The organism is Amycolatopsis sp. lyj-84, from assembly GCF_046549075.1.
In the GTDB taxonomy this organism is placed as follows: Bacteria; Actinomycetota; Actinomycetes; order Mycobacteriales; family Pseudonocardiaceae; genus Amycolatopsis.
Map to the genome: position 1 here is coordinate 574957 of NZ_JAJPWO010000002.1, position 19573 is coordinate 594529.

Consider the following 19573-nt stretch of genomic DNA (forward strand, 5'->3'; position numbering starts at 1 on the left):
TAGTATCCAACGTACACTAAATAGTGTCCGACAGATACTAATGACGAAGCGGGGCTTGTCAGTTCGCGTCGATGAGAGCGGCCACACCGTCGAGGACGACGTCGAGACCGAAAGTGAAGTCCGAGTCCTCGGGCTGCTCGGGCCCGCCGAGTCCGGCGGTCAGAAAGCCCACCGCGTCGGGGAAACGCTCCGGGTCGATCAGTTCGGCGAGCCCCTTGCCGTAGGCCTGCTCGGCCTGGGCCTGGCTCAGCCCGCTGTCCTTCCGGCCCTCGGCGAGCTGGATGGCCTGCGCGCACGCGAGGCGGACATAGCCGCCGATCAGGACCAGGACGCCGCCCTTGGTACCCCAGTCGAGGCCGGTATCGCGCAGCGTACGCAGGATCGCGTCCATCCAGGCGACCGAATTCGGGCCCGCCGGAGGACCGGAGAGCGGCAGTTCGACGAGCCACGGGTGGCTCATCAGCACCTCGCGGTTGGCCTGGGCCAACCTGGTCAGCCCGGCCCGCCAGCCGCCCGACGGCACCGGTGACGGCGGATCACCGATCGCGAAGTCGGCCATCAGCTCCAGCAGTTCCGCCTTCGAGCCGATGTGGCGATAGAGCGACATCTTCGTGACGCCCAAGTCGTTCGCCACGTTCGCCAGCGTCACGTTCGAGACGCCTTCGCGGTCGGCGAGGGCCACCGCGGCCGCCACCACACTGTCGATGTCGAGCACCGACGGCCTGCCGCGCGTCGGACGCTCCGACCGCCGCCAGAGCCGCATCAGCGTCGCCTGTGCGTCACTCCGGCCGGCCTCGTCGGTCATCCCGTCAATTTAACCCGCGTTCGCGAGAGCGAGCCGTAGGTGGTGCCGAACGCGCGGTTCTCCAGCGAGACGTCGACGGCGTCGAGGAACGCCTGCCGCAGTCCCGGCCGGGCGAGGTCCGCGGCGTCGATGCCGAGCCGCACGAGCCCGCCGCGGCGGGCGGCCCGGGCGGCGGCCAGCACCAGCGCGAAGCACCGGACGGTCTCCGTCCGGTGCGACGGGCCGCCGAACTCCTGCACCCTGGCGCGCTGGACCCGGCCGGACACCAGGTCCCGCACCGAGACCAGGTCCGCGCACAGGGTGAAACCGTGCTCGCGCAGGGCCTGCACGGTGCCCTCCGACGCGATCCAGCGCGGTGGCGCGAATCCGTCGACGGCCATCCCGGTGGTGTCGAGCGCCGCCTTCGCCGCGATCAGCCGCAGCCTCGCCTCGTGGGCGGGAAGAGCCGCGAACTCGGCGCGTTTGCCCAGGTAGACAGCGCGATGGGTAGGGGTGATCTGGTGGTCGTAGCCGTGAAGGAGGACAGAGTCGCCGCGGGTGCGGCGGGTCCGTACCCACTCGGTCACCGGGCCCTCGCCGGTCCGAGCGGCGTAGAGCACGGACAACGGGACCTTGCGCCTGTCGAGCTCGGCCGCGAGGTCGGCACAGCGGTGCAACGTCCGGGTGGTCACGCCGGACAGGGAAACCAGCAAACGTGCGTCCACGGTGCCCATTGGGCCAGACCGGTCTTGCGCCGGACTGACGGCGGAGTAAACGCGGCAGGTCAGCCGGGCGAATCAGGCGGGCCAGTCGTCGAGCGAACAGCCGGTGATGCGTTCGTACGCTTCGATGTACCTCGCCCTGGTGGCGGCGACGATCTCGTCGGGCAACGGTGGCGGCTCCGGTCTCTCGAGGCGGTGCCAGCCCGACAACGGGCCGGTGAGCCAGTCGCGCAGCGGTTGCTTGTCGAACGACGGCCGCGGGCGGCCCGGTGTGCAGCCGCCGGCGGTCCAGTAGCGGGACGAGTCCGGGGTGAGGACCTCGTCGGCGAGCACGAGGTTCCCGTCGGGATCGATGCCGAATTCGAGTTTCGTGTCCGCGAGCAGGATGCCGCGTTCGGCGGCGAACTCGGCCCCGCGGCGATACACCGCCAGGGTCGCCTCGCGGACTTCCTCGGCCCGTTCGCGGCCGAGTTGCCCGACGACGTCGGCGAAGGCGATGTTCTCGTCGTGCGAGCCGTGGTCGGCCTTGGTCGCGGGAGTGAAGATGGGTTCGGGGAGCCGGGAGGATTCGGTCAGACCGGGCGGGAGTTCGACCCCGCAGACGGTGCCGTGCGCGCGATAATCGGCGAGGCCGGTGCCGGTGAGATAGCCGCGGGCGACGGCTTCGAACGGCAGCATCGCCAGCCGTCGCACCAGCAGTGCCCGCCCGCGGACCTCGGCGGGGATGCGTTCGTCGTCGTAGGAGACCAGATGGTTGGGGAGGACATCGGAGAGCTGGGAGAACCAGAACACGCTCATCGCGGTGAGCACCCGACCCTTGTCCGGGATGGGCGTGGTGAAGATGACGTCGTAGGCGGAGATCCGGTCCGAAGTGACGAGCAGCAGATGCTCGTCATCGACGGCGTAAAGCTCACGGACCTTGCCGGCGGCGATCTTCGGGTATTCGAGCGTCGTCACGGCTGCACCCTAGCGATCAAGGATGATGGCTGATCATGCCGATCCACTGCGTTTCGTTCACCACCGACTACGGGCTGAGCGACGGTTTCGTGGCCGCGTGCCACGGGGTGATCGCGCGGATCGCGCCCGCCGTCCGGCTGATCGACGTGACCCACGAGGTGCCTCCGCAGCAGGTCAGGACCGGGGCCGAAGTGCTCGCGCAGACCGCGCCCTTCCTGCCGGAGGCGGTGCACCTCGCCGTCGTCGACCCCGGAGTCGGCACCGCGCGGCGCGGTGTCGTGGTGGTCGCGGAGCGCGGAATCCTCGTCGGGCCCGACAACGGACTTCTGCTCCCGGCGGCGGATGCACTCGGGGGAGTGAAAGCCGCCTTCGAATTGACGGCCCCGGAATACCGCCTTCCGGTGATGTCGTCGACGTTCCACGGTCGCGACATCTTCGCCCCCGCGGCGGCGCATCTCGCGCTCGGCGTCCCGCCCGGCAGTTTCGGCCCCAGCGTCGAAAACCTCGTGCGGCTGCCGGATCCGTTCGTCGCGGTGTTCCCCGGCAAGCTGGTCTCCGAGGTGCTCACGGTCGACCACTTCGGCAACGTCCAGCTCGCCGCGAGCCCCGCCGATCTCGCCTTGTCCGGGCTGTCCGGCACGGTCTCGGTCAGCAGCGAACACGTCCTGGTGAAGGCACTGGTCGGCGACACCTTCGGCACGGTGCCGCCGGGCTGGAACGTGCTCTACACCGATTCCGCGGGACGGCTCGCGGTCGCCGTGAACGGCGGTTCGGCCGCCGACGTGCTCCGGCTGGGGCCCGCCCAGGAGTGCACGATCACCTCGTCGCCGACGGCCAGCTGACCCGGTCCGGTCACCGCCATCTTGATGCCGAACGAGACGCCGCCCTCGGGTTCGCGCCGGTAGTCGGCGAGCGAACGGATCGGCTCCGGACCGGCCTTCTTGCCGGTTTCCTGGTCGACCATCGGCACGGTGCAGCGGATGCAGACCTTGGCGTAGCCCAGCTCCAGGCCGCCGATGGTGAGCGAGCGGACTTCGTCCTCTCGATGCGGCTCCGGCCAGCCCGCCACGACGATGTTGGGCCGGAAACGGTCCATCGGCACGGCCTCGGCGCCCCGGGACGCGATCCGCTCGTTCAGACCGTCCAAAGAGGACTCGGAGGTCAGCAGGATCGCGTGCGCGTCGGCGAAGGCCGCGGTGCCCGCGATCTCGCCGTTGGTGACGCGCTCGTGCTCCGGCGAGAGCCCGACGAACACCGACGGCAGACCGAGGACGTCGGAGAACCACTCGGCGGCCTCGTCGCCCTGGTGGACGCCCTTGCCCTGCCAGGTGAACGTCGCCGCGGGATGCCGCGGCCCGTCCGGGATCACCTCGACCAGCAGATCTTCGGCACCGGGAGCGGCGAGCCGCAGGCGGGCGCCGTCGTCGAGCACCTCGGCCCGGATCGAGGCCATCACCGGATGCTTCCGCTGGCTGCGGAACTCCCCCTCCGGGGACACGACCATCCAGGCACGATCGAACCTCAGGCCCGCCGGGGTGACGTCGGCCGTTTCGACCGACGTCCCCGCGCAGCCTTTGACCGGGTAATAGACCAGCTTCGCCACTCTCGCCATGGCCGCAGATTAGCGAGTCGCCCGCGTCAGAGCACCTGGGATAGGAAACGCTGCAGGCGGTCGCTCTGCGGAGCGTCGAAGATCGCCTCCGGAGCGTCATGTTCGACGATCTTCCCGTCGTCCATGAACGCGACCTCGTCGGCGACGCCGCGCGCGAAGCCCATCTCGTGGGTGACCACGAGCAGCGTCAGCCCGCGCTCCGCGAGGCCGGCCATCAGGTTGAGGACCCCCTTGACCAGCTCCGGGTCGAGAGCGCTGGTGGCCTCGTCGAACAGCATGACCTCGGGCTCCATCGCGAGCGCCCGCGCGATCGCGACCCGCTGCTGCTGCCCGCCCGAAAGCGCGCTCGGCCGGTACGGCGCCTTGTCGGCGAGGCCGACCTCGGCGAGGCGGGCGTGCGCGATCTCGGCCGCCTCCTCCTTGCCGAGCTTCCGCACGCTGCGCAGCGGCAGGGTGATGTTGTCCAGCACACTGCGGTGGCCGAACAGGTTGAAGTGCTGGAACACCATCCCGACCCGCTGGCGCAGCGCGTCCGGGTCGGCGGAGATGACGCTCTCGCCGCCCAGCAGGAGGTCGCCCGAGTCGGGCTCCTGGAGGCGGTTCACGCAGCGCAGCAGGGTCGACTTGCCGGAGCCCGACGGCCCGATGATGCAGGTCGTGCGGCCCTTCTCGACCTTGAGGTCGACGCCCTTGAGCACTTCGAGGGTGCCGAAGGAGACGTGGATGTCGCGGAGTTCGACGCTCGACGAACGTACTGCGGCCGTCATGACATCGGCACCTTTCCGGCGTTCAGGAGTCCCAGCTCGCCGCCGTCGTCGTCGACGCGGACCTTCTTGCCGGTGCGCAGCTTCTTGTCGATGTAGTTGACCAGATGCGTCAGCGGCACGGTGATCACCAGGTAGACGACGCCCGCCGCGACCAGCGGCGACAGGTTCCCGGTGTTGGCCGCGAGGTCCTGCCCGATGCGGAACAGGTCGCGCTGCTCGGCGAGGAAGCCGAGGAAGTACACCAGGCTGGAGTCCTTGACCAGCGCGATGAACTGGTTCACCAGCGCGGGCAGTACCCGCCGCACCCCCTGCGGGATGATGACGAGCGCCATCGACTTGGTGTAGCTCATGCCCAGCGCGCGGCTGGCCTCCATCTGTCCTTTTTCGACACTCTGGATACCGGCGCGGAAGATCTCGCCGATGTACGCGGCCGCGATCAGGCTCAGCGCCAGAATGCCCAGCGGATAGGGATTCCGCGACAGCGACGGGATGAGGATCCCACCGCCCTGCCCGATCACCAGGATGGTCAGGATGGCGGGAAGGCCCCGGAAGATGTCGGTGTACACCCGGGCGGGCCAGCGCAGCCACGCCTTGCTGGACAGGCCCATCGTGGCCAGCAGCATGCCGAGCACGGTGCCGATCAGTGCCGAGAACACCGACAGGATCAGCGTGTTCAGCAGGCCCGTGCCGAGGAGGTCCGGGAAGACCTCCCAGATGTACTCCCATTTCAGGAAGGTGTTGAAGAAGTCGTCCACTTACTGCTTCCCGGCTTTGAATTCCGCGGGCACCGGCGCGTTCGGTTCGAAGCGCTGGTGCACCCTTTCCCAGGTCCCGTCGGCGATGACCGCCTTGAGCCCGGCGTTGATCTTGCCGGCCAGCTCGGCGTTGCCCTTCTTGACCGCGAAACCGTGCGGGATGGTCGTGGTGATCGCCTTGACCACCTTGAGTTTCGCGTCCGGGTTCTTCGCCGCGTAGTCCTCGGCGGTCGCCTGGTCGAAGATGGCGCCGTCGATCGCGCCGGTCTTGAGCGCGGCCAGCGTCGCCGCGTCCTGCGGGAACCTCACGGCCTGCGCGTCAGGCGCGTTGGCCGCCAGCCAGCTGTCCGACACCGTGCCCTGCACGACCCCGATCCGCTTGCCCGCCAAGGATTTCTCGTCGGTGATGCCGGCGCCCTCACGGGCCTCGATACCGAGCGACTGGTAGTTGTACGGCATGGAGAAGTCGACGGTCTTGCGGCGCTCGTCGGTCTGGGAGATCCCGGAGCTGCCGATGTCGAACCTGCCGGTGGCGACCTGGCTCAGCAGCGTCGCGAACTCGGTGGAGACGAACTCGAGTTTCAGGTTCTGGTTCGCGGCGATGGCCTTCAGCAACTCGTTGTCGAACCCGGTGAACACGCCGTTTTCCTGATAGGCATTGGGTTTCGAGTCGCTGAGCGTACCGACGCGGAGCGTGTCACCGCTCGCGCTCTCACCGCCGCCGCACGCCGCCAGTACCGCCAAGAGAGCGGCACTGACGACGGCGGCGAGTGACTTCTTCATCGTGATCCTCACGCCTTGAACTGGTCCGGCACCGGGGCGGTCGGCAGGAACTTGTCGTGCAGCTTGACCCAGGTGCCGTCGGCGATGACCTGCTTCAGGCCATCGTTGATCTTCGTCTGCAGTTCGGTGTTGCCCTTCTTCACCGCGAAGCCGTGGGGCACGTCGGTGGTGAAGGACTTGACGACCTTGAGCTTCGTGTCGGTGCTCTCCTTGACGTTCGTCTCCGCGATCGCCTGGTCGAGGATGTAGGCGTCGACGGCGCCACTCTTGAGCGCGGCCAGCGCCGGGGCGTACCCCGGGAAGCGCACGGCCTGCGCGTCGGGAACGGTCGAGGTGAGCCACTTGTCGCCGACGGTCGCCTGGATGACCGCGACCCGCTTGCCCGACAGGGCCTTCTCTTCGGTGATCGGCGAGCCGTCCTTGGTCTGGATGCTCATCACTTCGAAGTTGTACGGACTGGAGAAGTCGACGTTCTTCTTGCGCTCTTCGGTCTGCGCGATGGCCGAGCTGCCGATGTCGAACTGGTTGCTCGAGACCTGGCCGAGCAGGGAGGAGAAGTCCGTCGAAACGAACTCCAGCTTCAGGTTCTGCTTGGCGGCGATGGCCTTCAGCAGCTCGTTGTCGAAGCCGGTGAAGTTGCCGTTCTCGACGTAGATGTTCGGCGGGGCGTCGCTCAGGGTGCCGACGCGCAGGGTCTTGTCCGCGGCGGACTCCCCGCCACCGCAAGCGGCGAGCACGGCGACGAGACCGGCGGCGAGCGTCGCGATCAGGGACTGCCTCATAGGCCGCCCGCTGATGTTCCGAATCCTTGGTGTCGTCTTCATGATTTTCAGACCCCCGGGTTCTGGACGGGCAGGCCGGGGCCGCCCTGCTCGAGTTCCTTCGGCAGCGGCTCGGTCTTGAAGAACTGAGCGTGCAGGCGGGCGACGGTGCCGTCCGCCACGGCCTTCGCGAGGCCGTCGTTGAGCTTCTTCAGCAGGTCCTTGTTGTCCTTGCGGACGGCGAACGCGGACGGCGTGTCCTTGGTCTCGACGGTGTAGCCGAACTCCAGCGGCACGCCCGGGTTCTGGTCGATGTACTTCTGCCCGATGTCCTTCGGCACGACCCAGCCGTCGAGGCTGCCGGCCTTCAGCTGCGCGAAACCGGCGTTGTAGTCCGGGAACCGGACGACGTTGGCGCCGGGGACCTTGCCGCTCGCGAAGTCGTCCTGCACCGACGCCTGCACGACGCCGAGCCGCTTGCCGTTGAAGGCGCCGACATCCTTGAGGCTCGCGTCCTTCTTGGTGAGGATCGTGGTGAACCCGGTGCTGTAGCCGTTGCTGAACGCGACGGTCTTCTTGCGGGCCTCGGTGGTGGAGATCGTGGAGCTGCCGATGTCGAACTTGTTGGTGGCGACGGCGGCCAGCAGACCGGCGAACTCGGTACCGACGAACTCGACCTCGAAGCCCTCACGCTTCGCGATGTCGCGGAGCAGTTCGTTGTCGTAGCCGGTGAAGTTGCCGTTCTCCAGGTAGATGGACGGCGGCGCGTCGGTCAGGGTGCCGACGCGCAGCTTCTGGCCGCTCGCGGCGGTGTCGCCGGAGCCGCAGGCGGCCAGGGCGAGGGTGGCCGCTCCAGCCGTGACGACGGCGACGATTTTCGACAGCGTGGATCTCATCGCTTCTTCCGTGGGTTTCGGCGCCAAGGCGCGATACAAGCACGTCAGGCCGCCTCATGGGCGGCCTGGCGCTCCGGGTTCAGCGATCGAGATTAGGCATTTCGCCCGATCGAGTAATGTCGTCCCACTCTGTGAACGCTCCGTGGTGGGACTGCTCACAACGTGGCTGAAGGGGCCTTTGCCCTCGTCTCACGCGGCGAAGGACGCTTTCCTCACATCGCATGCGGGGAAAGCGTCCTTCAGCTGCAGCTAGAGAATCGGTGCCGGAGAGTAACCGGCGGCCTCCGGGAAACGTTCCAGGACCGCCTGGACGCGCGAAGCGATCGCGGCCACCTGACGCGGCGCGACACCGGTGAACGAGATCCGGTCGGCGAGGAGTTTGTCCAGCTCACCGCGGTCGAGCGGGATGCGCTCGTCGGCGGCGAGGCGGTCGAGGAGGTCGTTCTCCGCCAGCCCCTGCTCCCGCATCGCGAGCGCGACGCCGACGGCGTTCTCCTTGATCGCCTCGTGCGCGGTTTCACGCCCGACGCCCGCGCGGACCGAGGCCATGAGCACCTTGGTGGTCGCGAGGAACGGCAGATAGCGATCGAGCTCACGTGCGATGACGGCCGGGAAAGCACCGAACTCGGCCAGCACCGTGAGGAAGGTCTCCAGCAGGCCGTCGAGCGCGAAGAACGCGTCGGGCAGCGCGACCCGGCGGACGACGGAGTCGGAGACGTCGCCTTCGTTCCACTGGTCGCCGGAGAGCTCGCCGATCATCGACAGGTAACCGCGCAGCACCACGGCGAGGCCGTTGACCCGCTCGCACGAACGCGTGTTCATCTTGTGCGGCATGGCCGACGAGCCGACCTGGCCCGGTTTGAAGCCCTCGGTGACCAGTTCGTGGCCCGCCATCAGGCGGATCGTCTTCGCCAGGCTCGACGGCGCGGCCGCGAGCTGGACCACCGTGGACAGCACGTCGAAATCGAGCGACCGCGGGTACACCTGGCCGACGCTGGTGAACACCCGCTCGAAGCCGAGGTGGGCCGCGACCCGCGACTCCAGTTCGTCCAAAGTGGACTCGTCGCCGAGGAGGTCGAGCATGTCCTGCGCGGTGCCGACCGGTCCCTTGATCCCGCGCAGCGGGTAGCGGCCGATCAGCTCGTCGAGCCGCTCGAACGCGACGAGCAGTTCGTCGGCGGCGGTGGCGAACCGCTTGCCCAGGGTCGTCGCCTGCGCGGCGACGTTGTGCGAACGTCCCGCCATCACCGTGTCGGAGTGTTCGACCGCGATCGAGGCGAGCCGCGCGAGTACCGCGCCGACGCGGCTGCGGACCAGCTCCAGCGAGCGCCGCACCTGCAGCTGCTCGACGTTCTCGGTGAGGTCACGCGACGTCATGCCCTTGTGGACGTGCTCGTGCCCGGCGAGCGCGTTGAACTCCTCGATCCGGGCCTTGACGTCGTGGCGGGTGACCCGCTCGCGGGCGGCGATCGAGTCGAGGTCGACCTGCTCCAGCACGCGCTCGTAGTCGGCGACGACACCTTCTCCCACCTCGACGCCGAGGTCGGCCTGCGCCCGGAGCACGGCGAGCCAGAGCTCGCGCTCCAGCACGACCTTGCGTTCCGGGGACCACAGTTCGACCAGCTCACGCGAGGCGTAGCGGCCGGCGAGCACGTTGGGGATGAGGGGCTTGTCCGTCACGCGGCCAGACTAACCGGCCGCCATCCGGCCTAGGCCAGGGCGGCTTGCAGCATGCGCGCGGCGGCGGCCCTCGGTTCCGGGTCGACCTCGATCAGCGCGTTGACCACGGCGCCGTCGACCAGGGCGACCAGCCGCTCCAGTTCGACGCCGTCCACCGGCGTGCCGGAGCGCTCGAAGATCTCGTGGAGCAGTTCATACAGCTGCGCGGACAGCGTCCGCATCAGGGGGCGAAGGTACGGACGACGCCCTGTCCCGACCAAACGCTCGTAGCGCAGGAGAACCGCTTCGGCGTCGGCTTCGCGATCCGGGCGGAGCGGGCCGAGGAGCATGTCCAGCACCAGGTCGACGGTGGCCTCGACACCGCGGTTGCGGGTCGCCAGCTCGTCGAGCCGTCGCCGTCCGGTTTCGAGTTCCTGGTTCGCGTGGTGCTCGACAGCGGCGGTGACGAGCTCGTCGAGCGAGTCGAAGTAGTACGTCGTCGAGGCCAGCGGCAAACCCGCGCGCTCGGCGACCGCACGGTGCCGCACGGCGTCGAACCCGCCTTCGGCGAGCAGCGCCGCGGCGGACTCGATGAGTTCGGCGCGCCTTCGCTCACCCTTCGGCGTTGTCGCTGCGACGGTCATGACGGGCTATTTTGCCAGGTGCTTTCAGTAGCGGGCGGCGAGCACGGCGACGAACCTGTCGACGTCGGACTCGGGGAAGGCAGGCCTGCCGGAGCCGTCACCGAGGCTCACCACGACCACCAGTGATCCCTTGGCCGTCGTCCGCTGCGCGCTGGACGCCCCGATGGGCGCCGGCGGCACGGACGCGCCCGCCGGGAAGACCGCGACGGCGACCGAGCCACCCGGCACCTGGAACCCCGCGGACCTGGCCCCCGTCGTACAGATGTCGCCGGGCGTCGACTTGGCGACATCCACGGGGACCGGGAGCTCGCCAGCGAGGGCGGTGGCGAGCTCCCGGTCCACCTGGTCGCACCCGTAGGTGCCTTCGGCCGTCATCTGGCCGGTCTTCTCTGGCCCGCCGCCCCCCTGCTGAGGCGGCGGGTTCGAGAAGTTCGAGGACTCCCCGCTGTCAAGAGGACGTGCGGACGCCGCCCCGGGTTGCCCCGGGGAAGCGGCTTCGTTGCCGGACTTGGCCGCGGTACCCATCTGGAAATCGGTTCCGCCGAGCACGCCGAACATGCCCACTCCGGCCAGCACCAAAACCACCGCGCTACAGGCGACCGCGATGCCGTTGCGGCGCCGGGCGGTCGCGCGCCGGGAGGCGTGGACGACGTCAGAGGTGTCGAAGCTCGACGCCGGGGCGTCGCCGGGGGCGTCACGGAACAACGCCTTCAGGTCATTCTCGTCCATCCCGTGCCACCTCCTCCTTCTCCATGACCTGCCTGAGGTTCGCCAGCCCGCGTGCGGTCTGGCTCTTCACGTTTCCTTCGCTGCAGCCGAGCACCTTCGCCGCGGCACCGACGTCCAGCCCCTCGAAGAACCGGAGCACCAGCACGGCCCGCTGTTTCGGGGGCACTTCACGCAACGCGGCCAGCAGGTCTTCCCTGGTGACGACCTGTTCGCCGAGGTCGAAGCCGTCCTGCGGCGGTTCGGGCAGCTCTTCGGTCTGCCACTCCCGCCGCCACGGCCGCCTCGACTCGTCGATAGCCGCCCTGACCAGCGTCTTCCGCACGTAGGCGTCGGTCGCCGCCCGTTCCCTGATCTTCTTCCACCTCCGGTGCAGCGCGACGAACGCCGTCTGCGCGAGGTCGTCCGCGCGATGCCAGTCACCGCAGAGCATGTACGCGGTCCTGCGCACGGAGTCCCGCTTCGCGGCGAAGTACTCCGCGAACTCTTGTTCGTCGCGCTGGTTCACGCGGTTGTTGTCTCCGCTCTTGCCTCGTCGATGGGTAGGACGGAACCGGGGGCGTCCACGGTTGCATGAGCGGGCTCAGCGGACCAGCCGGGGAGGAGATTCATGGCATGCCCGTCGATGTGATGTGATCGTACCGTGACCTCGAGCCCGCTTTCGCTGATCGATTTCCGCTCCGACACCGTGACCCGGCCGGACGACGTCATGCGCCAGGCCATGGCGAACGCCGAGGTCGGTGACAACGTCCTCGACGGCGATCCGACCGTCACCGCCCTCGAACAGCGCGCCGCGAAGGTCCTCGGCATGCCCGCCGCGCTCTGGACGCCGACCGGCACCATGGCGAACCTGATCGCGCTGTGCCTCCACCTCCAGCGCGGCGACCGGTTCCTCGCGCCGCGCGGCGCGCACGTGATCACCGACGAACTCGGTTCCGCCGCCTGGCTCGCGGGCGGCATGGCCGAGCCGCTGGAGCACGACGCCGGCCCGGGGCGGCCGACGCCGGACACGCTTTCCGCCGCGATCGGCATCCCGCGCGGGCCGTACTACGCGCTGCGCACGCCGCTGTTGTGCCTGGAGAACACGCACAACTCGGCGGGCGGCGCGGTCACCCCGCCCGACGAGCACGCCCAGCTGGTCGCGGTGGCGAAAGAGGCGGGCCTGACCGTGCACCTCGACGGCGCCCGCATCTGGCACGCGGCGGTCGCGCTGGGGGTTCCGCCCGCGGCTCTCACGGTCGGCGCCGACACCGTCTCCGCTTGTTTCTCCAAGGGCCTCGGCGCGCCTGTCGGCTCAGTGGTGGCGGGCAGCCCGGAGTTCGTCGAGAAGGCGCGGCGGATGCGGCAGATGCTCGGCGGCGGCGTCCGGCAGGGCGGGGTCCTGGCCGCGGCCGGGCTGGTCGCGCTGGACCGCGTCGGCGACCTGGCCGAGACGCACGAGAACGCGACACGGCTCGCGGCCGGGTTCGCCGAGCACGGCTGGGAGGTCAACACACCCGAGACCAACATCGTGCAGGTCACCGCGCCCGACCTCGTCGGCCGCCTGGCGTGGCTGGACCGGCTCGGGATCCAGGTGCTGCCGTCGGCGGGCCGGATCCGCTTCGTGCTGCACCGGGACCTTTCGGCGGCCGACGTCGAAGAAACCATCGATCGCATCAAGACCGGGGGCTGAACATGAACTGGATCGTCTTCGACTACGGCGACGTCATCAGTGAGCACACCGACGCGTTGCCCACCCTGGCCAAGGCGTTCGGCCACGAACTCGCCGATTTCGAGCCGCACTACTGGGCCGAACGGGACCGGTACGACTCCGGCGGCTCGGACCTCGAGTACTGGCAGAGCGTCGGCCGCGCACTGGACGTCCCGGTGGACAAGGCTTTCGCCGAAGAACTGACCCGCGTCGACGTCGAGGGCTGGTCACACCTCGAACCGGACGTACTGGAGTTGCTCCAGGGCCTGCACGAAGCGGGCGCGGCGCTCGCGCTGCTCTCCAACGCGTCGTCGACCTTCGGACGTTGGGTGCGCGAGCAGGAATGGGCGAGCCTGTTCCGCGTGACGCTCTTTTCCGGCGACCTCGGCTGTATGAAACCCGACGCGAAGATCTTCCGGATCCTGCTCGGCGAACTCGGCGCCGAACCGGCGGACTGCCTGTTCTTCGACGACCGTCAGTCCAATGTGGACGGTGCACGGGCGGTGGGGATGAAGGCGGAGCGATGGGTCGGCGTGACAACAGCGCAATCTGCCTTCGGCCCTTCGGAGGAATAATTCACCCTCGCCGTTCATCCGCTTACGCGCGGTGATCCGGATGACCTAAGCTGATCTGTGTCCCGAACCGAGTTTTCACGGTAGGTGCCCATGCCAGGTCCCGACGACCGGCGTCCGTTCGTGCCCGTCGATTTCGACCGGCCGAGCATCGCGCGTGTCTTCGACGCGCTCATGGGTGGCCAGGACAATTACGAGGCCGACAGGGTGGTGCTGCGCCAGATCCTGGAGCTCGCGCCGGAGTCGCAGGTCATGGCCAAAGAGGTCCGGCACTGGCTGGTCAGGACCGTGCGCTACCTGACCGACCGGGAGGGCATCGACCAGTTCCTCGACCTCGGTTCCGGCTTCCCGACCGTGGACAACACGCATCAGGTCGCGCAGCGGTACAACCCCGAGGCGCGGGTCGTCTACGTCGACCACGATCCGGTGGTCCAGGCACACGGCCGCGCACTGCTCGCGGCGAACGACTTCGCGCATATGGCGGGCAACGACCTGACCGAACCCGCCGAGGTCATCGAGGGCCTCGCACGTACTCACCGGCTGGAGTTCGACCGGCCGGTCGGGCTGATCCTGTGCGCGATCATCCATCACATCCAGGACCTCGACCAGGCACGGAAGATCGTCCGCGCCTACGTCGACGCGCTGGCCCCGGGTTCGTTCGTCGCGCTGCTGCACCAGCACAACCCCGCCGACGGCTCCGAAGCCGCCGACGTCGCGACGTCACTGGAGAAGCGCTTCAACGGCACCGGCCTCGACACGCTGTACCGCTCACGCGAGGAGATCGAGTCACTCTTCGAGGGGCTCGACCTCGTCGAACCCGGGCTGACGTACCCGCATCTGTGGTGGCCGGACGGCCCGCGCTTCACCCCGCTCTCGACCGTGAACTTCACGTCGCTCGGCGGGGTGGCGCGCAAGCCCTAGCCCTCGGTGACTCAGCTGCTCAGTGGCTCAGCGGCGAAGCTGCTTCGGGGTGCCCTTGCCCTTGATGGCGCCATAGGCGGCCGTGCCGAGGAAGACCGCGCCACCGATGATGGCGATCCAAAAGACGGCCTTCACGAGGAAACCGAGCACGGACCCGAGCACCATGAAGGCCACCCAAGCCAGAATCAGCCCGCCGACGATCTTCCAGAACATGGCATCCTCCGATTGCCTCACCGTGCCCAAGCGGGCCCGGTGAGTCCAGGTTGTCAGGCTGAGCTCGTAATTGCCTGCGTTCTGCCTAACGTTCAGGGTGAATTCCGGGTTCCCCCTGAGCCGTGAGCCAGTCGCCGAGCCTGCGGATGCCCTCGTCGATGTCCTCGCGCGAGCCCGCGAAGGAGAACCGCACGAACCGGCCGCCGTCGACCGGGTCGAAGTCGATACCGGGAGCGATCGCGACGCCGGTGTCGGCGAGGATGCGCTGGCACCAGCTGAGACTGTCGTTCGTGTACGCGGAGACGTCGGCGTAGGCATAGAAGGCGCCGTCGGCGGGCGCGAGCTTGTCGATGCCGATGCCCTTGAGACCGGCGAAGAGCGCGTCGCGGTTGGCGCGGTAGCGCTCGACGTGCCCGTCGGCCTCCGCGTACGACTCCTGGGTGAACGCGGCGACCGCGGCGTGCTGGGAGACCGCGGGCGGGCAGATGGTGAAGTTGCCGGTCAGGACGTCGATCGCGCGGTGCAACCGCTGGGGTGCGAGCATCCAGCCGAGCCGCCAGCCGGTCATGGCGAAGTACTTCGAGAACGAGCCGAGGACGAGCGCCTCGCTCCCGTACTGCCAGGCGCAGTCGAGTCCGGCGCCGTAGGAGATCCCGTGGTAGATCTCGTCGCTGATCAACTGCACGCCGTGTGACGCGCACCAGCCGCTGATCGCGGCCAGTTCACCCGGTGGCAGGACGGTGCCCGTCGGGTTACTGGGGCTGGCCACGATGAGCCCCTTGATCGGACCGAGTTCGTCCAGCAGGGCCGTCGTCGGCTGGAAGTTCGTCTCCGCCCCGGTGGCGAACTCGACGACCTCGCAACCGAGCACCTTCAGCAGGTTGCGGTAGGCCGGGTAGCCGGGACGCGCCATCGCGACCCGGTCGCCCGTCTCGAAGGCACTGAGGAACGAAAGCAGGAAGCCGCCGGAAGAACCGGTCGTCATGATGACGTCCTGCGGGCTCACGTCGACCGAGTACGTGCGGTGATAGTGCGCCGCGACGGCTTCGCGCAGTTCCGGGATGCCGAGCTGTTCGGTGTAGCCGAGGGTCTGGTCCTTCAACGCCCGCTCGGCGGCTTCGAGCACCGGACGCGGCGCCGGCGCGGACGGCTGCCCCGCGACCAGCGGGACCAGATCGCCGTGGCTGCGCCGCCGTGCCTGCGCGGCCGAAAGGACGTCCATGACATGGAACGGCGGGACGTCGGAACGAGCGGCGGGACCGGGGAAGGACATGGGGTGAGGCTAACTCGCCTTCGCCAGGAGAACCGAGAAACCGTCGAGGAGTCGTTGGAGGCCGAACTCGAAGAGCGTGTCGAGGTCGTAGTCGAACGGGGCGCGCGAGGCGACGTCGGCGAAGTTCGGGAACCGGCCTCCGGCGACCAGGTCCCGGAGGATCGGCTCGTGCACGGCGAGCCAGGCGTCGGCCGAGACGGCCGTTCCGGATTCGCTCTCGGCCTCGGACTCGAAACTGAGGGCGATGCCGCGCACGTGGTTGAAGATCGTGATGTGCGCGTACATGATCGTCGACGCCGGGAGGCCGTGACCGTCCAGCGCGCGGGTGGCCCAGTCCGCGTGGCGCAGCAGGTTCGCCAACGGTTGCGGGCGGGTGATCGAGAGCGCCTGCGCCAGCCAAGGGTGCCGCCGGAACAGCGCCCACTGGGCCCTGGCCATCAGCTCCAGCTGAACCCGCCAGCCGGGCGGCGGTTCGGGCGGGAAGCGGATCTCGCCGAGCGCCATGTCGGCCATCTCGAGGATCAGCTCCTCCTTCGCGGTGACATGGCGATAAAGCGCCATCGTCGCGACGCCGAGGCCGGACGCGATGCGGCGCATGGAGAGCGCGCGGATGCCCTCTGCGTCCGCGATCCGGATCGCGGCCTTCACCACCCGATCGCGGGAAAGCTCCGCTTCGGTTCTCGGCGCGGCCGTCCGGGCGCGGCCCGCGACGACCGTGCCGGCACCGGGTTTGGCGATGACCAAGCCGTCCCGTTTGAGCGTGGCGAGCACCTTCGTCGCGGTCGCCATCGCGACCCCCCACTCGGCGATGATCCCGCGCGTCGACGGGACCTTGTCGCCCTCGCGCAGCTCGCCGGTGACGATGCGGCGGCGGATCTCGGCGGCGATCCGCAGGTAGGGCGGCTCGGTCATGGTCGACTCCTTGCCATAGTGCACTTCGCGGGCACCGCATCCCGATCCGGCCACCGCACTAGCTCGATCGCACTAGTGCGGTCGATGCTTTCTCGCTGTTTTCCTCGGGCAAGGGCGTGCTGTCCATACGTTGTACGCAGTGCTTCAAAACAGCGTACACAGGGGAGTTCACATGCAGAAGGTGCTGATTTCGGGCGCGGGAATCGCCGGTACGACGCTGGCGTACTGGCTGCGGCGGCACGGTTTCGCACCGACGGTCGTCGAGCGGGCACCCGCACCCCGGACCGGCGGGCACGCGGTCGACATCCGCGGCACGGCGCTCGGCGTCGTCGACCGGATGGGGGTGCTCGGGCGCCTCCGGGAGCTGGGCACGGACACGCTAGGGATGTCGTTCGTGAACGGGGCCGGGAAGACGCTGGTGAAGGTCACCGACCACACGCTGACCGGCGGGCTCACCGACAGCGAAGACGTCGAGATCCTTCGAGACGACCTCACGGACACGCTGGCCTCGGTCGCCCAGGACGGCGTCGAGTACGTGTACGGCGACTGGATCACCGGCATCGCGCAGCGAACCGACGGCGTGCGGGTCACCTTCGCCCAAGGCGGGCCGCGCGATTTCGACCTCGTCGTCGGCGCGGACGGACTGCACTCGGCCGTGCGATCGCTGGTTTTCGGGGCGGAGAAACAGTTTTCGCACCATATGGACACCTACCTCGCGGTGTTCACCGTGCCGAACTTCCTCGACCTGGACCGCTGGCAGACCTTCCACATGACACCGGGGAAAATGGCCGGTCTGTACAGCGCGCGGAACAACACGGAGGCGCGGGCGATACTCGGCTTCCAGTCTCCGGAGCTCGACTTCGACCGGCATGACCTTGCGCAGCAACGAAAACTCCTCGCCGACCACTTCCTCGGCCACGACTGGGAAGTGCCGCGACTGCTCCGCGAAATGGAGTCGAGCGAGCTGTACTTCGATTCGATGACCCAGATCCGGATGGACAGCTTCAGCGAAGGGCGGGTCACGCTGGTCGGCGACGCGGGCTACGGTCCGTCGCCACTTTCGGGACAGGGCACCAGCTTGGCGCTCGTCGGCGCTTACGTGCTGGCCGGGTCACTCGCGTCTTCGCCGGATCATCGCACCGCTTTCGCTTCGTACGAAAAGGAAATGCGGCCGTTCGTGCTCAAGAACCAAGCGCTGGCCTCGATGAACCAGAAGAAGCAGACCCGGTTCGCGCAGTGGAAGCAGATCCAGTCGATGCGGGCGCTGCCGTATCTGCCGTTCCGGGACCGGATCATGAAGGCGGCCATGCGGCCGTTGACCGAGGCGGCGAACGCCTTGGTACTCAAGGACTACTGAGACGGCTCGTGAGTGGCAGGGACGGTTAGTGCCGAAGGGGCCTTAGGTACCTGCTGCTTGTGGCTGGGTTGGTCGCAGGTCCGTGAAGGCCTCCTTGCCTACCCTGAAGGTAGGGAAGGAGGCCTTCACGGACTACGTGATCGCCCTCCGCAGCCTCAGCGACACCCGCCAGCCCAGCAGTCACGGGCGGCGGCGCGTGAAGGGCCACTTCCCTCGGCTCAGCTTCACACCTTTCCCGAGTACATGAAGGACCCCTTCCTGTACCTAGGCGCAAGGAAGGGGGCCTTTATGTACTCGGGGCGAGCCAGAGCGGCGGTGACGTGACAGGTCGAGTCTCGTGGGGGATGCGCCAGCCAGCCCGGGTGTCGCGAACCTGCGAACACTCGCACGAAGAATCCAGTAGGCACCCTTGGCTCTAACTGTCCTTACCACTCACGAAGTCTTTAGTAGCCCTGGTACCCGCCGCCACCGGCCATCGACTTCAGGCCCGGGTGCCCTTCGAAACCGCCGTACCGCGAGAACGTGTACCGCACACCCGCGATGATGTTGTCGATCGGGTTGTAGATGTCGTCGTGCCCCGGAAGCTTGTGCGCGTTGAAGGTCGGGTCGATGCACTGCATCAGGCCCTTGGACGGAGTGCCCTTCGCCGCGTTGGAGTCCCAGTTGTTGATGGCGTTGGGATTACCGCCGGACTCCTTCTCGATGATCGTCCAGATCTTGTTGATGTCGGCTTCGGTCACCGGAATGCCGGCCGCCTGCAGGATCTTGATGGCTTCCTGGATCCACTGCTGGACGTTGCCCGGCGGCGTCGTCGACGGCGGACCGCCACTCGACCCGAGGCCACCACCGCCACCACCGCCGCCGCCCCCTCCACCGCCACCTCCGGTGTGGAGACCACCGGTGCGCTTGGGAACGGAGCCGTCCTTGCCGGGCATCGGGACCTTGGAGTAGCCGCCCTCGATGTCCTTCTTCATCAACGCTTGGGACTTCTGGATCATCTGGTTGGCCTGGTCGAGCAGGCCCTTGACCCGGCCGTCGGCATCTCTGGCGATGCCGTTGATGTCGGTCTTGGCCTTCTGGACGATCTCGTCGGCTGAAGGGCTCGGCGCCGGCTTGTGATCCTTCTCAGCCTGCGCGGCGGCCTGAACCGCCGCGTTCTTGTCCGTCTCCGCCTGGGTGTTCCGCTTGTTGACCGCCGCTTCGGCTTCCTCGTAGACGCTCGCAACCTGGGTCTTGACGTTGCCGAGATCGGTGTGGACGCGATCGAGGTCGTCCACGACCTTGCCCAACTGCTCCTCGACGTTCTTCCCGGCCTTGGTGATCGACTTGACGTAGTCGAAGAAGGCGTCAGCTGCGGGCCCGACCCAGACACCGCCGTTCAACGCTTCGGTCGAACTCGACAACGCCGCGCTGTGGTCACCCGCGTTGTCAGCAGCGGTCTTGAACTGTTTCGAGGCATTCTCAATGGCGGCGAGGTTCACGTTCTTGATCTGATCAGCCTTCTTGACCAGTTCGCCCCACCCGTCCGGCGTGCCGGCGCCGACACCGTTCAAACCCACTGCTCAAGCC

22 protein-coding genes are annotated in these 19573 nt (G+C 68.2%); 5 read left to right on the forward strand and 17 right to left on the reverse strand.

Translation table 11 applies throughout. The annotated features are described in order from the left end of the window. Window positions 1-58 precede the first annotated feature (58 nt). The 3 genes from ACLJRM_RS07730 to ACLJRM_RS07740 all read right to left on the reverse strand — a co-directional run bounded on the left by ACLJRM_RS07730 (window position 59) and on the right by ACLJRM_RS07740 (window position 2463). Window positions 59-805 carry a TetR/AcrR family transcriptional regulator gene (locus tag ACLJRM_RS07730; RefSeq protein WP_101611295.1) on the reverse strand — a complete coding sequence of 249 codons (747 nt, stop codon included), beginning with the start codon at window positions 803-805 and terminating at the stop codon, window positions 59-61. Then, window positions 802-1518: a DUF2334 domain-containing protein gene (locus tag ACLJRM_RS07735; RefSeq protein ID WP_174720479.1), complete on the reverse strand. Its 717-nt coding sequence runs from the start codon at window positions 1516-1518 to the stop codon at window positions 802-804. The genes ACLJRM_RS07730 and ACLJRM_RS07735 overlap by 4 nt, the downstream gene beginning before the upstream one ends. Before the next feature lie 63 nt (window positions 1519-1581). Next, complete coding sequence (locus ACLJRM_RS07740) at window positions 1582-2463, reverse strand: phosphoribosylaminoimidazolesuccinocarboxamide synthase (RefSeq protein WP_410604819.1); 882 nt, start codon at window positions 2461-2463, stop codon at window positions 1582-1584. A gap of 35 nt (window positions 2464-2498) precedes the next feature. On the opposite strand from ACLJRM_RS07740, the gene ACLJRM_RS07745 reads away from it, so the two are divergent. Continuing rightward, window positions 2499-3305, forward strand: coding sequence for an S-adenosyl-l-methionine hydroxide adenosyltransferase family protein (locus ACLJRM_RS07745; protein ID WP_101611297.1), 807 nt, complete (start codon window positions 2499-2501; stop codon window positions 3303-3305). On the opposite strand, the gene ACLJRM_RS07750 is transcribed toward ACLJRM_RS07745, so the two are convergent. The 10 genes from ACLJRM_RS07750 to ACLJRM_RS07795 form a co-directional block, all read right to left on the reverse strand. Next, the gene (locus ACLJRM_RS07750) at window positions 3188-4075 is read right to left on the reverse strand and encodes an MOSC domain-containing protein (protein WP_174720480.1); all 888 of its coding nucleotides are present in this window, start codon (window positions 4073-4075) and stop codon (window positions 3188-3190) included. The genes ACLJRM_RS07745 and ACLJRM_RS07750 overlap by 118 nt on opposite strands. Window positions 4076-4101: 26 nt before the next feature. Then, complete coding sequence (locus ACLJRM_RS07755; RefSeq protein ID WP_101611298.1) at window positions 4102-4842, reverse strand: amino acid ABC transporter ATP-binding protein; 741 nt, start codon at window positions 4840-4842, stop codon at window positions 4102-4104. Continuing rightward, window positions 4839-5597, reverse strand: coding sequence for an amino acid ABC transporter permease (locus tag ACLJRM_RS07760; protein WP_101611299.1), 759 nt, complete (start codon window positions 5595-5597; stop codon window positions 4839-4841). The genes ACLJRM_RS07755 and ACLJRM_RS07760 overlap by 4 nt, the downstream gene beginning before the upstream one ends. Continuing rightward, window positions 5598-6380, reverse strand: coding sequence for an ABC transporter substrate-binding protein (locus ACLJRM_RS07765; RefSeq protein ID WP_410662648.1), 783 nt, complete (start codon window positions 6378-6380; stop codon window positions 5598-5600). It lies immediately after the preceding gene. Between the two features lie 8 nt (window positions 6381-6388). Beyond that, window positions 6389-7162: an ABC transporter substrate-binding protein gene (locus tag ACLJRM_RS07770; RefSeq protein WP_101611300.1), complete on the reverse strand. Its 774-nt coding sequence runs from the start codon at window positions 7160-7162 to the stop codon at window positions 6389-6391. A gap of 47 nt (window positions 7163-7209) precedes the next feature. Then, window positions 7210-8037 (reverse strand): substrate-binding periplasmic protein, encoded by an 828-nt coding sequence (locus tag ACLJRM_RS07775; protein WP_101611301.1) that lies wholly within the window; start codon window positions 8035-8037, stop codon window positions 7210-7212. Window positions 8038-8286: 249 nt separating this feature from the next. After that, a complete protein-coding gene (purB, locus tag ACLJRM_RS07780) occupies window positions 8287-9717 on the reverse strand; it encodes an adenylosuccinate lyase (RefSeq protein WP_410662649.1) in 1431 nt (476 codons plus the stop codon). A gap of 29 nt (window positions 9718-9746) precedes the next feature. After that, window positions 9747-10340, reverse strand: a complete 594-nt coding sequence (locus ACLJRM_RS07785; RefSeq protein ID WP_101611303.1) for a TetR/AcrR family transcriptional regulator — start codon at window positions 10338-10340, stop codon at window positions 9747-9749. A gap of 24 nt (window positions 10341-10364) precedes the next feature. Then, entirely contained in the window at window positions 10365-11069 is a 705-nt protein-coding gene (locus ACLJRM_RS07790) for a hypothetical protein (protein ID WP_101611304.1), read from the reverse strand. Beyond that, window positions 11056-11574, reverse strand: coding sequence for a SigE family RNA polymerase sigma factor (locus tag ACLJRM_RS07795; RefSeq protein WP_020632335.1), 519 nt, complete (start codon window positions 11572-11574; stop codon window positions 11056-11058). The genes ACLJRM_RS07790 and ACLJRM_RS07795 overlap by 14 nt, the downstream gene beginning before the upstream one ends. 135 nt (window positions 11575-11709) lie before the next feature. Between ACLJRM_RS07795 and ACLJRM_RS07800 the strand changes: the two genes are divergently transcribed. From ACLJRM_RS07800 to ACLJRM_RS07810, 3 genes are all read left to right on the forward strand, one after another. Next, the gene (locus ACLJRM_RS07800; RefSeq protein WP_410662650.1) at window positions 11710-12738 is read left to right on the forward strand and encodes a threonine aldolase family protein; all 1029 of its coding nucleotides are present in this window, start codon (window positions 11710-11712) and stop codon (window positions 12736-12738) included. 2 nt (window positions 12739-12740) lie between these two features. Continuing rightward, complete coding sequence (locus ACLJRM_RS07805) at window positions 12741-13331, forward strand: HAD family hydrolase (protein WP_410662651.1); 591 nt, start codon at window positions 12741-12743, stop codon at window positions 13329-13331. A gap of 90 nt (window positions 13332-13421) precedes the next feature. Further along, window positions 13422-14249, forward strand: coding sequence for an SAM-dependent methyltransferase (locus ACLJRM_RS07810; RefSeq protein WP_101611307.1), 828 nt, complete (start codon window positions 13422-13424; stop codon window positions 14247-14249). 27 nt (window positions 14250-14276) lie between these two features. On the opposite strand, the gene ACLJRM_RS07815 is transcribed toward ACLJRM_RS07810, so the two are convergent. The 3 genes from ACLJRM_RS07815 to ACLJRM_RS07825 all read right to left on the reverse strand — a co-directional run bounded on the left by ACLJRM_RS07815 (window position 14277) and on the right by ACLJRM_RS07825 (window position 16647). Beyond that, window positions 14277-14462: a hypothetical protein gene (locus ACLJRM_RS07815; protein WP_125784844.1), complete on the reverse strand. Its 186-nt coding sequence runs from the start codon at window positions 14460-14462 to the stop codon at window positions 14277-14279. Between the two features lie 85 nt (window positions 14463-14547). Further along, window positions 14548-15735 (reverse strand): pyridoxal phosphate-dependent aminotransferase, encoded by a 1188-nt coding sequence (locus tag ACLJRM_RS07820; protein WP_410662652.1) that lies wholly within the window; start codon window positions 15733-15735, stop codon window positions 14548-14550. A 9-nt stretch (window positions 15736-15744) separates the two neighbouring features. Then, window positions 15745-16647 carry a TetR/AcrR family transcriptional regulator C-terminal domain-containing protein gene (locus ACLJRM_RS07825; protein WP_101611309.1) on the reverse strand — a complete coding sequence of 301 codons (903 nt, stop codon included), beginning with the start codon at window positions 16645-16647 and terminating at the stop codon, window positions 15745-15747. 172 nt (window positions 16648-16819) lie between these two features. On the opposite strand from ACLJRM_RS07825, the gene ACLJRM_RS07830 reads away from it, so the two are divergent. After that, window positions 16820-18004, forward strand: a complete 1185-nt coding sequence (locus ACLJRM_RS07830; protein ID WP_410662653.1) for an FAD-dependent monooxygenase — start codon at window positions 16820-16822, stop codon at window positions 18002-18004. Window positions 18005-18447: 443 nt separating this feature from the next. Here the strand turns inward: ACLJRM_RS07830 and ACLJRM_RS07835 are convergent, their stop codons facing one another. Continuing rightward, window positions 18448-19563, reverse strand: coding sequence for a transglycosylase SLT domain-containing protein (locus ACLJRM_RS07835; protein WP_410662654.1), 1116 nt, complete (start codon window positions 19561-19563; stop codon window positions 18448-18450). Between the last annotated feature and the right edge of the window lie 10 nt (window positions 19564-19573).